Below are 14,770 nucleotides of genomic sequence, written 5' to 3' on the forward strand. Positions count from 1 at the left end.
TAACATTTTGAAATGTCCAATCTTGCGTTTCGCTTACCGTAATGCTTTAAATAAAACAAAACGAAAACTTATAATAGGTTAGGAGTCATCAGCTTATTTTTAAGCGGTTAATGCGAACCCCATCGCAGATACAAAATATATTATTTTTATATAAATACTTTAAAAGTGGATATCCATAATAATAAATAACGCTCATGTTCACAAAAACTTCGGTTTTTGTGACCGTAAAAATCTGCGATTTTTACATGTCCATGATCCTGTGCGTGATATACTTTTATGTTAAATTGTAGTTTTAATTGATTATATGGGATTTATCTTAAAAAAAATACAATTTACTTAACCAGACACACGAGTGAAGCGATATTATTTACACAACATTCAGGCATGAACGTTAATTTAAATAGTTGGGGATGATTGGGTCTTAAATGATCGGGCCATAGTGCCTTTTACGTTTTTAAAATAGGATATAATTGAAAATGAATTAAAATTCATCTTCGCTTTTACTTTTAAAAAATAGAAGTTTTAACATAATATGTGGTTTAATTCAAATTTTAAATTTATTCTATTTCCAGAGAGAAAGAATCCTGGAACAAATCTTTAACTACCTGTAAATCCTGTTCATCTAATCTTGTTATTGCCCCATCACTGGTATTTCGGAAGTAATAATCAGCGTCTACTATTTGCCCGCTGTTATCTATGTACAGGTAAAGCCCATCTACAAAATCTTCAGGATTATCCGATGGAAGGAATATTTCAAGTCTTATAAGTATTTCAGACCCTTGAATACTTTCATGTAATTCTTCTCGTTTAGCATCATCTTGAAGAGCTTCTTTAAACCATGTCATTCTCGATTTAAGCTCCTGCCCTACTTTTTCAGTATACAATTCATCGTTGGGTTCCATAATAACACCTTGTTTTCATATTAATAATTATATCTGTTTTTTTATTATATACCATTTGTTCTTTTCTAAATTATCCAAACTATTTAAGAGTTAAATTCTATTGTATTTTAAATGTTACATGTTAAAAAAGTTATTTACCCGACTATAAATTTCTGCAGGTCCAATTTAAATTATCTCTATTTAACTCCAGAATATAGCGGGGTATATCCACAACCCGGTCTACTTTATCTATTATCACACTGTCACCTGTTGCAACTATTGCATTTTTAAGCTTTGATAACTTTATAATTTCAGTATCAACAGTTTTTGATAGACAAACATTTCCAGGAAGGTCATATCCATCCATAATTTTTTTTGTAAGGCCGGCAAGCTTACCGCTGAAACTTACAGGGCTGTCAAAGAAAAAACATGTGTATGATGGGCCATATGAACTTATTAAATCTAAAATTTTGTTAAGTGCCATCTCTGTGGCATTATTAAGTTTATATTTTCCAAAAACAGCGTTTAAATCCCTTATAACCATATCATCACATAGAATGATGGAATCATAATCTTCATGGTACAGGCTTTCAACTGTAATAAGAACGTTGTAGCCGTCTACTAAAAGAAGCACATCCTTTATTTTAGAAATATCAATGATTTTTTCCTGCCGCTTCTTTAATATTAAATCCGAAAAAATAGACCTCGCAAGGTAATTTCTCTCATCTTTATTTAACACATATTTATTTGCAACAAATTGTAGAGCACCTTTCTTTCTATAACCTCGGTTAAGAAGAAATCTCAGATCAAATGCTGCTCTTTTAAGCTTATTTTTTTCAATATGCATAATGGTTAAAAAAATAGTAATTGAATATATTACATTTTCAGCCTTTTCTTTTTGCTACTATTATAGGCACCCTGTCAGATGCATCTTCTGCACGGTCTGCTATATTACCTATTTTTTCTGCGATATTTTTAAGTTCCATAAACTTTAAAATACTAATTTCTTCAGATCTATATGATCCATAGAGTCTGCTGATTATCCTTCTTTCTACAATATCTCCTTCATCTTCTTTTTTTTCTATATCATGTGTTTTAGAAAGAGCAGCACCTAAATCAACATCAAGCATTTCTATACAATCTCTAAGTAATGCAACTGCATCACACGATGCTTTAACAAGTTCTATGAAATCTTCTTTAAATGATTCAGGAAAGGTTATTTTCCCCAGGGATATGGAATACGCCGTTGATTCAACAGCATCAGCAACAGAATCCACCTGTTCTGCAAGATTTATTCGGTCTTCTCTATCAAATGGTAGAAATGCTCCTTTGAAAAATTCAATTTCCATTTTTCTCCTGATTTCATCTGCTTCCTTTTCAATCCGGCTTATTTCATTAACATCGTCGTCCATAGAATCAAAATCATGTTCATAATAGTGTTCCATGACATCTACAAGCTTATACACGCATTGATAAACCAGTTCAACATGTAATTTTGAAAGTTTTTCAACTTCAGTTTCTTTGCCAAAAAATCTTTTCATATTTATCCCTTTATAATTTAATCACGGTTTTAATGGGATAATTATCAGATTAAATCATGAAGAAGTCGAATCGCATCCAGTAATCCGTGTGCATATGTTGCGCATCCAAAGGAAGTTATGTAATCCTGTTTTTCTAGATAATATTTTGTATCTTCAAAGTAGCTTATGGCTCTTTCAATTATCTCATTTTCATTATCATCTATTTTTATGGATTCTATTTCTTTTATATTTTTTGTAAATAATTCAATATCTTTTTCAATACGTTGGATGGTGTGTTTTTCATCGTACATGCTATCTATCCCATATTATCTTATTTGTCCTTCTTTAACTGTTTCCATGCATGGTATACTCTTTGTAAAACGGTGAAATATCCAAGTACCATTATTAAAATTACAGCAAGTGCCATGAAATAGTTTGAACCTATTATCACACTTAAAAATGCACCAGCCACCAGAATAACAAGGCGTTCTGCCCTTTCGGCTATACCAACACTGCCACTGATTCCTTCTACTTCTATCCTGGCCCTTACATAACTCACACTTAAAGACGCATGCAGCGCCAAAATTCCAATGAGCCAGTTTACAGAACCTCCATATATTATACCGATCAAAATAAATGCATCTGCAAACCTATCAACAGTTGAATCAAGGATACCCCCAAAAGGTGTTTCAGCAGAATGATTCCTTGCAACTGCACCGTCAATTACATCAGCCAGGCCGCTAACTAATATAAAAATCCCACCCCATAGTAAATCGCCGCGTGCAAACATATATGCAGATAAAAGACTTATTAAAAGCCCGATTATAGTGAGGATATTTGGATTTATTTTGATTCGTTTTGCAATTGGGTCTATGAATAATTTAAGCTGTGGTCGTAATCTATTAAGCATACTGGATAATTATTTAATTCCTAAAGATAAAAGTTTGGATAATCAATAGCTACAAAATTACATGAATTCCAAATTATATAAAAGATACAATATATAGTGAATAACCAAATATTTTTGACTAATATTCAAATAAATTTGTTTATATGCTTTAAATTTAATTTCAACTTAAAAATAAGCGTTTAAAAAGCTCCATTATTCACTAAAAATTAAATTATTCCAATTTTATTTAAATAAACGGATGATTAAATGAAAATACTCAAAATTAATGCAGTTAATCCAGAAAAAGAGAAAATTAAAGAGGCAATTAGTGTTTTAAAAAGAGGAGGTACTGTAGTTTACCCCACAGATACAGTTTATGGCATTGGGGCAAATATATTTGACGCGGAAGCCACCCGAAAAGTATATCAAATTAAGAAAAGGTCATATTCAAAACCAATATCTGCATGTGTTTCTAAAATTCAAGATATACATAAAATAGCATATATGGATAAAAATACTGAAAAAATGGTTCAGAAAATTCTTCCAGGCCCATTTACAATAATTTTAAAGAAAAAAGGAAACGTATCCCCCATACTTACTTCAGGTAGAGAAAAAATTGGGATAAGAATTCCGGACAGTAAAGTTTGTATGGAACTTTCAGGCCAATTTCCAATAACAACAACGAGCGCTAATATTTCAGGTGAAAAGATTCCAGAATCATTAGATGGTATTTTAAAGCAGCTTGATGATAGCATTGATTTAATTCTTGATGCAGGATTATGCAAACATGGAATTCACTCCACTGTAATTGACATGACTGCCTCACCTAAAATTGTGAGAAAAGGTGCAATTGTACCTGATTTTGATTGTTAGTTGATTAAACCCAAAAATTGTGCTCCCATAATTAAATATTCTTTTAAATCTTCATAAGCATTTAAACTAGCCATTGTCCATAAAAATAAGCCCAAAAAAATACATGCAGTTAATTTGGTTTTTGAACTTGAATTTAACATGTACAGATTTATGATTTTTACAATATTTATTATTACTGAATCAATAGTTCAATACTTAAATAGAAGAATAATAAGTTATGAATATTCCTCTTGAAGAGAATTATACCAGCCTTCAGGTGTTCCCCCATTTAGTTTGGGTATTACATAACTTTTAAATAGAGTTCCAATTAAAACTTTGAACATGCTTCTGTGTTTAAACAGGTATTTTGGCCTTGTATAAAATTTAAGATATGCTTTGTTCAGTTTTCTTTCAACTAACTTTTTAGTTAGACCTAATTTTTCATAATTTACAACAGAATCCAGAACAGTATATTTGCTCCAATCTTCCGTATCAAGGAGTCCTTTTTGTTTTAATTCATAATATATAGGAGTTCCTGGAAATGGAGTCAGTATTGAAAATTGGCCGTAATCAGGATCAAGCTTTATTGAAAAATCAATAGTCTGGTCCATCTCTTGAGCTGTTTCACCGGGATAACCCAACATAAATGACCCCAAAACATTAATATCAACATTTTTCGCTGCTTTAATAGCATCCTCCGATTGTTTTAATGTAATACCCTTTCCCATAAGGTCTAAAACACGCTGCGAACCTGATTCAATTCCACAGTACAATGTACTCATACCTGCACTTTTTAAACACTCTAAAAGCTCTTGATTTACTGTATCTACCCTTGAAGAAGTTACAAAGCTTATATCAAGGCCTCTATTTTTAATTTCATCAGCTACTGCCCTGGCCCTTCTTTTATTTAACATGAATATATCATCTAAAAATGCTATGTCCCTGACGCCGTATTTATAAACCAGTTCCTCCAGCTCATCAACAACATTTTCAGCGCTACGGCTCCTGAATTTTTTACCCATAATAAGCGATGAAGAACAGTAGTTACAATTAAAAACACAACCCCTACTTGTTATAATCCCTCCAGCCTGACTTTGAGAAGTTTTATACTCATTAAATGGTACAAGATGCCTTGCTGGAAAAGATAACCCATCAAGATTCTCTATTAATGGCCTTGGCGGTGTTGCATTGATTTTACCATTGTCACGGTAAACTATTCCTTTAACATTTTCAAAGTTATTAAACCCATTTTTTATGTACTCCTCAGCAACTTCAGTTAGGGTTTCCTCACCTTCACCTACAACAACAACATCTAAACCATCCCCTGCTTTTAAAGTTCCCGAAGGCGTGAAAGTAGGATGAGAACCACCTATTACAGCCAAAGTATTTGGTAAGATCTCTTTAATGGCTTTAACATATTTTAAAGCATTTTTTATTGTAGCCGTGGTGGCGGTAACCCCCACAACCACAGGATCAATTTTCGATGCTAAACTGGCTATTTTTTCAAATCCCACCTGGTACAGGTCATCATCAAGTATCTTAACAGATAATGAAGCTTTTTCGAGTGCTGCCGCCAGGTACATGAGATTTAAAGGAGGAACTCTAAGACCCAATCCATTAGTTACGTGGCCCTTATCCATTGGATTTATAAGTAAAACTTCGGCGTCATTCATGTTTTCTGGTCTCCATTTTCAATATCAAATTTTCATGATGACTTTCATAAGCTCTTTCCATTGATATTCTGTCTTTAAGAGTTTCCCACTCTTTCTGATTATTTATACAACCAGGATCCGGGGCTAAAATATCATCAAAATAATTGTATGCTCTTGCCCTGCAGCCCCCACAGATATGCCTGGAATTACATTCCCCACATTGCCCTTCAAGTATTTCTTTATCTCTGAGCTGATGCAGGACGTTATTATTCATCCATATATCTTCAAAATTGTCATTCATTAAATTGCCGAGTTTAACTTCTTCTTTATGAGGGAAAAATACACATGGGTAAATATCCCCATTGGGTTCGATACTCATATAAAATCGTCCTGCCCCACAGCCCCCTATAAATTCTGCAAGCTGCATAAGCGCAGGACTGGTATATTCAGGGTTATAAAAGTGGGTTGGTATCATGGCTGAATCTTTTGAAACCATTGACTCTGCCACAGGAGCATATTGAGGTGCTGTTGATAAAATTTGCATTTCACCATTCTTATTTTCAACATAAGCTGTCTCAAGAAGTTCAGATCTATCCTTTGGGGAGAGGTCCATATCCACAATTTCAGTTCCATTTCCAGTGGGTATAAAATTGTACAGCATAAACCAGTTTACACCTAAATCCCTTACAAAATCGATCATTTCCGGAATTTCATCAATATTATATTCAGTTACAGTTGTTGCCACCTCAACAAAGATACCTGCATCCACAAAATTCTCCACAGCCAAAACTGCCCTTTCCCATGCACCATTAACTCTTCTAAATGAATCATGAGTCTTTGAACCTGTTCCATCCAGACTTATCTGGATAAATTCCAGTCCGGCATCAATAAATTTCTGTGATTTCCCTTTATCTGCGAGAATATAACCATTGGTAGCCATAGCTGCACACATTCCACTATTTTCAGTGTGCTTTATAAAATCAAGAATATGAGGATGAATTGTTGGTTCGCCGCCAGAAAAAGCAATAGAAGTCACTCCAGATTTTGCCATGCGGTCTAAACCATTGATAATATCTTTAGAGGACAGTTCATTTTCACCGCGCTTACCTGCGCTTTCATAACAATGAACACACCGCATATTACATGCTTTTGTAATATTCCAAACTATTTGAAATGGCGCTCCTGGAACAAAAGGTCTTTTAACGCCGAATAGCGCAATTCCTTTAAGTACGCTGGTAAGTCCCCTTATCCAGTATTCACTTTCCATAGCTTCTTTAAGTTCCTTTTCAGAAGTACCAAAACCAGTAGCACCCTTTTTAACGATGTAACCTATAAGTCTAGACATCAACTTACATTTATAGCAGGCATCATTTTCTTTTCCTAAATAAATCTTTAAAGCACTTTCCAATCTTATGGCTTCATCTTTTTCACAGTAAGTTAGAGTTCTCTGGAGTAAATATTTAGCTAATGGATTATCAGTAATCCTCTTAAAGGTCCCAATCATATCTCCGATATTTAATTCATTTTCTTCAGATGGGCTCCTAATAATACCCCCTTCCCATTACTCAAAATTAAAAATTAATCATCAACTAAATGTCTTAAATAGCTCAAACTCAAAGTTTAATATAATAATACATTTGGTTAAGATTGTTTATATAATTTTTTATGTGTTACCAAATACTCACCACAGAAATCATCTAATTGTGTCTATTAAATACATATTTAACCAAATTCAAAAAAAGATACATCTAACACAATTTTACATGATTTTAATCCATTAAAATATGTATTAAAATTAAAATATCTCTCACCAAAATTATTTTTATTATGATATGCAAACAATTTAATGAAGAAAATCAATTCATTTACAAATTGAAAATCTCTTAAATTACATGATTTAAACTTAATTTTGACTACCAAACCATTATGAGGTATTAACAGTGAATACATTATCCGATATACAAAAAAACGGCAAAATAGCATTAGCGTGTCCAATAGACTCCATAATTGGGGGTGGCATTGAAAAAGGAAGCATTACCCAATTTTACGGCCCTCCCGGGTCTGGGAAAACTAATATAGCGCTGAAGATGCTTGTTCAATGCGCGAAAAATGGAAAAAAAGCAGTATTTATTGATACAGAGGGCGGACTTTCCATTGAAAGGATGAAACAGATTACTGGAGATCAATTTGATGATATAGCTGGAAACATAATAGTTCTTGAACCTACAACTTTTGAGGAACAGGATGAAGCAATAAAAAAGATAGAATACAGCCTAAAATCTGGAGAAAAAGATATAGACCTAATAATTCTAGATTCTGCAGTTGCACTATACAGGTTAAAAGATGGAGGCCAAACTGAGATCAATAGAGATCTTAGCAAACAAATGGGGCTTCTTTCAATGATTGCAAGGAAATATGATATTGCAGTAGTTGTAACAAATCATATATATTCCATTTTCGATGAAGAAGGAATAATAGAGCCAGTAGGCGGAACTATTTTAAAATACTGGAGTAAAATTATAATTGAACTTGTAAAGGATGAAAAAGGAGAAAGGTTTGCCATACTGAAAAGGCATAGAAGCAAACCAGATGGACTTAAGGTTAAATTTGAAATTGTTAATAGTGGGTTAAGATAAGGATGATATTATGGCAAAAGTTAAAATGGAATTTTGCCTTTTCCCGTACCTATTTGTATTGCAGGCACGATGATAAATGGTAAGGTCAATTACACGATTTATAGATCATTTGGACTTCTATCACCCTGCCTGAGATGTATATCTATATTGGCCCATAGGGATCACGCTATACAAATACCTGCATAAAAGAGAGCAGATATTTCAGCGCGAACATACCATCAGAGGAGCAAATGCAAAAACGGATTATGTAGGACTTTTTTAGGGCATAATACATATAAATCCCCCATATTTAATTCGTTTTTCGACCATGTAAACAAGGCACCTATGATAAAAGAATGTCCTGTAAATCTGCTCTGTAAACTCGTTAAAACAGCAGATCTCCCAAGAGATATTTTTTGGAGAAGTACTTGAATCCTACGTGAATAAAAAATGTATAAACGATGGAATACTTAACTTTGAGAAGAGTAACCCTCCACTATTTACAATAAACAGGCCATGAAACGCTTCATACTGGAAACTATGAAATATTATCGGTGATGCATATAAAGAAGGAAAAACCATTCCAAAATCACGATAAACAGCGCGTTGAAAGTGCCAAATAGCATTTTCTAAATTTAATCAGATAGTTAATTGTACAGATATGTTCCTTATTCCAAATTAAGTTAATATTTATGAATATAGAAAACCTATAATTTTAAATAGGAGTTTTTAAAAACGATAATGTATAATTTAAGAGTTCTTTTGAATTTATAAGTTTACATTTTATCATTTTAAATGTGTTGTGAGAATTTATGATTTCACCGAAAAAATATGCAAGAGCTGCAAAAAGACTGCCGAAAGGCTTTAAAACGGTTAATGAGTTCTTTAACTACGTCTATCATGATGAAGAAATGATATGGATGGGTCAAAATACGAACCATCTCCACGAAGAAAATGATATCATGTATTCAATGCTTGATAGCGTTAAGAATAAAGATTACTGCAAATATCCCCCACCAGAAGGGTTCCCCGAGCTTAAAGATCTAATTCTTAAAGATTTAGATCTAACCAGTGGTCACGATATTTTTGTGTCTGCAGGAGGTACAGAATCACTTTACCTCTGTATGAACGACATACTGGAATCCACAGATAATGTTATAACCTGCGATCCAGGGTATCTTATCATAGATAACTTTGCAAGTAGATTTGCCGATCATGTGACTTCAATTCCAATATACAACGAGGAATGCGGTTACAAAATGACCCCAGAACTCGTAAGGAAAAATATGGATGAGAATACAAAACTTGTATCTCTTATAGATCCTCTTAACCCACTTGGAACATGTTACACCAAAGAAGAGATCAAAGAATTCGCAGATATGGCCATTGATAACGACCTGTATTTGCTCCATGATATAACATACCGAGATTTTGCAAGGGAACATCACCTGGCGGCAAAATATGCTCCAGAGCATACTATAACCACTTACAGTTTCTCTAAAATATATGGAATGGCAGGGTTACGTATAGGGGCTTTCATAAGCACTCCAGAGATTGTAACTTCTGCTAAAAGTATAGTTATAAATGACCTTGGAACAAATGTGGTTGCTCAAATGGGTGCTCTTGCGGCACTTAAATCCAAGTCAACATGGCTTGACCGTATTAGAGACACCACAAGAGGTAACCAAAAAATTATCAAAAAAGCTGTTGACAATGTTGAAGGCGCATTTTTACCTGTGTACCCTTCAGATGGAAACATGTTTGTAATTGACCTGTATGAAACAGGTGTTGAACCAATTGATGTCGCAGAATTTCTGCTTGAGAGAAAAATCTTTGCAAGAGAAGGTAATTACACAAGTAAATTATTTGGTCACAGGTATCTAAGAGTAAGTTTTTCAATACCTAGAGCCGGCGTTGAAAAATTTGCAGTCGATTTCCAGGATGCAATAGAAACTTTAAGACCCAAATAACTTTATTTTTTCTATTTTTTAATTAATTTTTTATTTTACTACGTGATGACTAATCCTACTTTTAATTAAAAATAAATTTTAAGTCATTATTTACTAAAAACTCCATCAAGCCACATCATAACCGCAGCATTCATCAAACTTAAATTTGTAATCTGGCAGTGCGAATCTGCTCCTTCTTTTTCTGTAAACATACGAAGTGCTTTAGAACCTGAAACACCTTCATAAAACCGTTGGGTCTGAAAAATTGCTTCATCTCCCTCACCTTCACCCACAAGAGCAAGAGTAGGACATGTAATTTTATCTAAATCACTGACTATATTAAATTCTTTAATTTTATCTAAAGCTTCAGAAATGGTTTTTGTTCCATAGCGCCTTGTAAAAGTTTCCACAGCCCATCTTATAAATGGATTTTCTGAAAATAGTTCTTCATAATCCTCTTCTTTTATCTTAGCTAGTTCTTCAATATGTTCAAAACCTTCATAATAACGGCTGATGTCGATAACAGGCGAATCAACAACACATGCCTTAATCCGTTTTTCATATATCGCTGCTCTTGCTGCAAAATAACCTCCAAGACTAAAACCTACCAGTGCAAGGCATTCTTCGTCAACATTCTCACGCAGAAGTGCATAATCAGCAGCAGCTTTTACAGGCACTTCATAATCTGGTCGAAATGGTTTTTCTGGGTACATATGGATAGGTCCAACCTGTCCTGGCCCCTCAAAAAGCAGTACATTGTAACCTCTAGCAACAGCTCCAGCACCCAGATAAAAATAGAGTTCTTCTGAGGTACCATCGAAACCACTCATAATAAGAAGTGTGGGCCTTTTTTTGAGATCATCTTCTGGCTTAATGAAATAACCCGGCAGTTTCATATCTTCAAATTGTATTTCAATTACCTCACACAGTGCCTCAAAAAATTTTGCAGCTTTCTGGAAGCATTCTTTACTTTTTTCCCAGTTTTCGCGGCGGGAAGGTTCGCTGAAGAACCCAAAATATTCTGCTGCACGATAGTACATGGATGCCCTTAAATAAGAATCACGAGCACTTATTATCTCATCCCTTTCCCTGAACACATCTGCTTCTTCTTCAATCATCCTTGCAGTTGCATTCCATTCATCTACCCAGCTTACCACATCCCCATCTCTTATTCTTTTTGCAGTTGAAAGACATTCTCCAATTGAAGCGCCACCATAATGATTTAGACCTATAGATCTCATTAACTGGAAGTCAAATCCATCATTTTCAAAAAAGTTCAATCTTACGCTCATCTTTTTAACTTCTCCTGCCATTATTTTACCTCAAAAATCTCTGATTTTCGAGAGTTCGGAAAAACTGTCAAAATTTTTCAATTTTGATATATCAAAAACCTATGGTTTTGGAATACTACGTTTTCGCCCATTTTGTGTAAAAATCTATTTTTATAAATAATACTTAAATTATTAGTATTATTATTTATTTCTTAATGAATTTAAGTTTTTATTGATATAAGCACAAAATCAAAGAATATTTACATATCTCAATTAAATAGAAGATCAAAATGAAAGCACTGCTACTTAGAGTTGGGATCGATAAAGGGTGTGGAGGTGCATTATCACCTATCTTTGAGGATGGTTCCTTTGAATATATCCCAATACCAGAATCCGATTCTGAAACTCATGAAACAAGGACATATCAAAATACACTAGGAATAAAAAACAAACCCTTGGCTGATTTTTTACCATTTAAAATTTGTCAAAGTAAAATACATTTTGATCCAGAATTTGAAACTTTCACATATGGAGATCCTTCAAAATCTAAAAGAAAATCCCTTCTTAAATTAGATAAAAATGATTTATTAGTATTTTATGTGGGACTTAGCCCATACCAAAACAATAAATACCCTAATGCACTTTATATCATTGGTTATTTTGTTATTAAAAAAGTCATAGATTTTAGTGAATTATCTAAAGAAGAAATTTCCAAATTCTGCAATTTGTATTCTAATAACTCCCATATTAAATGCGATAATTTAAAGGGTTTGGTAATCGTTGAAGGAGATAAATATAGAAGCACATTACTTGATAAAGCTATTCTTATCAGTAAACCTAAACAAAACAAAATAGGAAGACCTTACCATGCAGTCTCTCCAGAGATGGAAAAACTGCTTGGAATAAAAGGGTCAATCCAGAGAAGTATTCCTCCACGAATGATTAGAGATTCTGAATGCATGGAAAATTTAAAAAAACTGCTTAAAATGTAAAATATTTGAATTTCTTTAGTTAAAAAATAAATAACTTTTAAAAGAAGCTAACTGGAAATTAACTTTCCAGATAATAATATTCCCCTTTTTCCTTCTGTTCACGGTCAAGATAACTTCCAAATTTATTAACACGCGGACGTTTAGTTTCTTTATCCCTTCTAAAGGTTATTCCAACATCAGATAAAAATTTATTCATTGCAGAACGGAGATCCATTGGTGATGTGGCGTGGCCTTCAATTCCAGGTTCACCGTAAAATACCATTGCTCTATCAGATATGTAATCTATAAAGACTATATCGTGATCTACAATGATTGATGCTGCATGACGGCTTTCAATTATTTTCTGTATGGCCCTTGCAGCCCTTAACCTCTGTTCAACATCTAAAAATGCGGTTGGTTCGTCGAAAAGGTAAATATCTGCATCTTTTGCAAGTGTGGCTGCAACAGCAAGGCGCTGAAGTTCCCCTCCACTTAAATCCTTAACTGTTTTATCCATAATCTCATCAAGCATAAACGGCTTTACAATTTCTGTCTTAAATATATTGGTCCCATAAGTAGGAGCTGTAGTCATTAAAAATTCCTGAACAGTTCCATCGAAGTCAGATACCAAATACTGAGGTTTATACGCTATTGAAACCTTTTTCTTTATCTTTCCTTCATCAGGCTTGGTCACTGCCGCAAGTATTTTTGCAAAGGTTGTCTTACCAATACCGTTTGGACCAAATGCAGTGATAATTTCATTATGTTGAATTTCCCCTTCTTCAGTTTCAATTGAAAATCCATCATAAGATTTTTTAAGTGAAGTATATTCTGCAAGGGTCTCACCTTCAATTATTTCAGCTGGAGGCCTTACCTCAAAGATTATTGGCTGTCTTCTAATCCTCACATTTTCCTCTTTTAAAAATCCGCCAATGTAAGCATTAATTCCAACCCTAACTCCCCTCATCTGTGCTACTACACCATACGCTCCAGGGTGGCCATATAATATGTGTACATAGTCAGACATAGCATCGAGTGCAGCTAAATCATGTTCTATAACCATTACCGATTTTCCTTCTTCTGCAAGATCCCTTATGACTTTTACTGCATTTAATCTCTGTTTAACATCCAGCCAGGATGTTGGTTCGTCAAAATAATAAAAATCCGCATCTTTTAAGGCTGCTGCTGCTATTGCTATTCTTTGAAGTTCCCCACCACTGAGCTTGGAAATATCTCTGTCCAATATCTGATCTATTTCAAGGGTTTTAGATACTTCATCCAATTTGTTTCTTTCATCAACATGATTAAGAAGACTTCCAACTTTTCCTTTTACCACTTTCGGCAGCATATCCACCATTTGAGGTTTATGAGAAGTTTTTACGTTTCCTTCAGACAATTTCTTAAAATAAGATTGGAGCTGTGAACCTTTGAAGTAATTTATTATTTCTTCCCATTCAGGTTCTGCTTCATAGTCTCCCAAATTCGGTTTTAATTCTCCAGAAAGTATTTTTATAATTGTTGATTTCCCTATACCGTTTGGACCTAAAATCCCTACCACAGACCCTTCTTTTATGTTGGGAAGTCCAAATAATTCAAACTGGTTCTGACCGTATCTGTGTATCGGTTCTTCCAAAGCTTCAGGAAGATTTATAATATTTACTGCACCTAAATAGCACCTTTTTGTACATATTCCACATCCCTGGCATAATTCCTCTGAAAATACTGCTTTTTTAGTTTTAGGATCAATAGTTATGGTGTCTTCTTCCATTCTGACCCCTGGACAGTACTCAATACATACATAGTTGCATTTTTTAGGCTGACATCGATCATGATCTAATATTGCAATTCTTGTCAATTTATCACCAAAATTAGTTTATATTAATAATCAGATTTTACCTTAAACGAAGATATCATCCCTAATTTTCAACTGAAACAATAAATTTTCGAATCAACTTTTTAAAATGCCTGAAAATCTTAGATTTTCAGCCGTTAAAAATCTAAGATTTTTAACATGTTGATCAAAAACATCTCAATTAATCAAGTTTAACCTCAAATCAAACTATCATCTCTACTTTCAACTGAAACAATAAATTTTCTAATTACTATTTTTATAAAGATAATATATAAAAATTTGCCGTGCTGATTAAAGATCAAAATTAAAATTTAACAA

General features: G+C 33.6%; 13 protein-coding genes and 1 riboswitch. Of the genes, 4 read left to right on the top strand and 9 right to left on the bottom strand.

What is annotated here, in order from left to right; all coding sequences use genetic code 11:
• Positions 1-72: 72 nt before the first annotated feature.
• Positions 73-136, bottom strand: a riboswitch (Fluoride riboswitch).
• 421 nt (positions 137-557) lie between these two features.
• The 5 genes from ASJ80_RS13670 to pgsA form a co-directional block, all read right to left on the bottom strand.
• On the bottom strand, positions 558-902 hold the full coding sequence (locus ASJ80_RS13670) for a hypothetical protein (RefSeq protein WP_069582909.1): 345 nt from the start codon (positions 900-902) through the stop codon (positions 558-560).
• A 142-nt stretch (positions 903-1,044) separates the two neighbouring features.
• The gene (locus ASJ80_RS13675) at positions 1,045-1,728 is read right to left on the bottom strand and encodes a DUF434 domain-containing protein (protein WP_069582910.1); all 684 of its coding nucleotides are present in this window, start codon (positions 1,726-1,728) and stop codon (positions 1,045-1,047) included.
• 37 nt (positions 1,729-1,765) lie between these two features.
• On the bottom strand, positions 1,766-2,422 hold the full coding sequence (locus ASJ80_RS13680; RefSeq protein WP_069582911.1) for a TIGR00153 family protein: 657 nt from the start codon (positions 2,420-2,422) through the stop codon (positions 1,766-1,768).
• 44 nt (positions 2,423-2,466) lie between these two features.
• Positions 2,467-2,712: a DUF357 domain-containing protein gene (locus ASJ80_RS13685; RefSeq protein ID WP_069582912.1), complete on the bottom strand. Its 246-nt coding sequence runs from the start codon at positions 2,710-2,712 to the stop codon at positions 2,467-2,469.
• A gap of 20 nt (positions 2,713-2,732) precedes the next feature.
• A complete protein-coding gene (gene pgsA / locus ASJ80_RS13690; RefSeq protein ID WP_069582913.1) occupies positions 2,733-3,311 on the bottom strand; it encodes an archaetidylinositol phosphate synthase in 579 nt (192 codons plus the stop codon).
• A 246-nt stretch (positions 3,312-3,557) separates the two neighbouring features.
• Here pgsA and ASJ80_RS13695 point away from each other — a divergent pair, with 246 nt between their 5' ends.
• Entirely contained in the window at positions 3,558-4,163 is a 606-nt protein-coding gene (locus ASJ80_RS13695) for an L-threonylcarbamoyladenylate synthase (protein ID WP_069582914.1), read from the top strand.
• 215 nt (positions 4,164-4,378) lie between these two features.
• On the opposite strand, the gene ASJ80_RS13700 is transcribed toward ASJ80_RS13695, so the two are convergent.
• Both ASJ80_RS13700 and ASJ80_RS13705 read right to left on the bottom strand, forming a co-directional pair.
• The gene (locus tag ASJ80_RS13700) at positions 4,379-5,815 is read right to left on the bottom strand and encodes a B12-binding domain-containing radical SAM protein (RefSeq protein ID WP_083240870.1); all 1,437 of its coding nucleotides are present in this window, start codon (positions 5,813-5,815) and stop codon (positions 4,379-4,381) included.
• Positions 5,808-7,298 carry a radical SAM/SPASM domain-containing protein gene (locus tag ASJ80_RS13705; protein WP_083240871.1) on the bottom strand — a complete coding sequence of 497 codons (1,491 nt, stop codon included), beginning with the start codon at positions 7,296-7,298 and terminating at the stop codon, positions 5,808-5,810. Before ASJ80_RS13705 ends, ASJ80_RS13700 begins: the two co-directional genes overlap by 8 nt.
• A 436-nt stretch (positions 7,299-7,734) precedes the next feature.
• Between ASJ80_RS13705 and radB the strand changes: the two genes are divergently transcribed.
• Both radB and ASJ80_RS13715 read left to right on the top strand, forming a co-directional pair.
• Positions 7,735-8,430 carry a DNA repair and recombination protein RadB gene (gene radB, locus ASJ80_RS13710; protein WP_069582916.1) on the top strand — a complete coding sequence of 232 codons (696 nt, stop codon included), beginning with the start codon at positions 7,735-7,737 and terminating at the stop codon, positions 8,428-8,430.
• Positions 8,431-9,221: 791 nt separating this feature from the next.
• A complete protein-coding gene (locus tag ASJ80_RS13715) occupies positions 9,222-10,379 on the top strand; it encodes a pyridoxal phosphate-dependent aminotransferase (protein WP_069582917.1) in 1,158 nt (385 codons plus the stop codon).
• 86 nt (positions 10,380-10,465) lie between these two features.
• On the opposite strand, the gene ASJ80_RS13720 is transcribed toward ASJ80_RS13715, so the two are convergent.
• Positions 10,466-11,671, bottom strand: coding sequence for an alpha/beta hydrolase family protein (locus ASJ80_RS13720; RefSeq protein WP_069582918.1), 1,206 nt, complete (start codon positions 11,669-11,671; stop codon positions 10,466-10,468).
• A gap of 248 nt (positions 11,672-11,919) precedes the next feature.
• On the opposite strand from ASJ80_RS13720, the gene ASJ80_RS13725 reads away from it, so the two are divergent.
• Complete coding sequence (locus ASJ80_RS13725) at positions 11,920-12,621, top strand: Nmad3 family putative nucleotide modification protein (protein ID WP_069582919.1); 702 nt, start codon at positions 11,920-11,922, stop codon at positions 12,619-12,621.
• A gap of 58 nt (positions 12,622-12,679) precedes the next feature.
• Here ASJ80_RS13725 and ASJ80_RS13730 read toward each other — a convergent pair whose 3' ends face one another.
• Entirely contained in the window at positions 12,680-14,455 is a 1,776-nt protein-coding gene (locus ASJ80_RS13730; RefSeq protein WP_069582920.1) for a ribosome biogenesis/translation initiation ATPase RLI, read from the bottom strand.
• Positions 14,456-14,770 lie beyond the last annotated feature (315 nt).

Source organism: Methanobacterium bryantii (assembly GCF_002287175.1).
In the GTDB taxonomy this organism is placed as follows: Archaea; Methanobacteriota; Methanobacteria; order Methanobacteriales; family Methanobacteriaceae; genus Methanobacterium_D; species Methanobacterium_D bryantii.

Bases quoted from the DNA above. Each gene is read 5' to 3' on its own strand.
- ASJ80_RS13670 (WP_069582909.1), bottom strand. From the start codon at position 902: ATGGAACCCAACGATGAATTGTATACTGAAAAAGTAGGGCAGGAGCTT.
- ASJ80_RS13675 (WP_069582910.1), bottom strand. From the start codon at position 1,728: ATGCATATTGAAAAAAATAAGCTTAAAAGAGCAGCATTTGATCTGAGA.
- ASJ80_RS13680 (WP_069582911.1), bottom strand. From the start codon at position 2,422: ATGAAAAGATTTTTTGGCAAAGAAACTGAAGTTGAAAAACTTTCAAAA.
- ASJ80_RS13685 (WP_069582912.1), bottom strand. From the start codon at position 2,712: ATGTACGATGAAAAACACACCATCCAACGTATTGAAAAAGATATTGAA.
- pgsA (WP_069582913.1), bottom strand. From the start codon at position 3,311: ATGCTTAATAGATTACGACCACAGCTTAAATTATTCATAGACCCAATT.
- ASJ80_RS13695 (WP_069582914.1), top strand. From the start codon at position 3,558: ATGAAAATACTCAAAATTAATGCAGTTAATCCAGAAAAAGAGAAAATT.
- ASJ80_RS13700 (WP_083240870.1), bottom strand. From the start codon at position 5,815: ATGAATGACGCCGAAGTTTTACTTATAAATCCAATGGATAAGGGCCAC.
- ASJ80_RS13705 (WP_083240871.1), bottom strand. From the start codon at position 7,298: ATGATTGGGACCTTTAAGAGGATTACTGATAATCCATTAGCTAAATAT.
- ASJ80_RS13715 (WP_069582917.1), top strand. From the start codon at position 9,222: ATGATTTCACCGAAAAAATATGCAAGAGCTGCAAAAAGACTGCCGAAA.
- ASJ80_RS13720 (WP_069582918.1), bottom strand. From the start codon at position 11,671: ATGGCAGGAGAAGTTAAAAAGATGAGCGTAAGATTGAACTTTTTTGAA.
- ASJ80_RS13725 (WP_069582919.1), top strand. From the start codon at position 11,920: ATGAAAGCACTGCTACTTAGAGTTGGGATCGATAAAGGGTGTGGAGGT.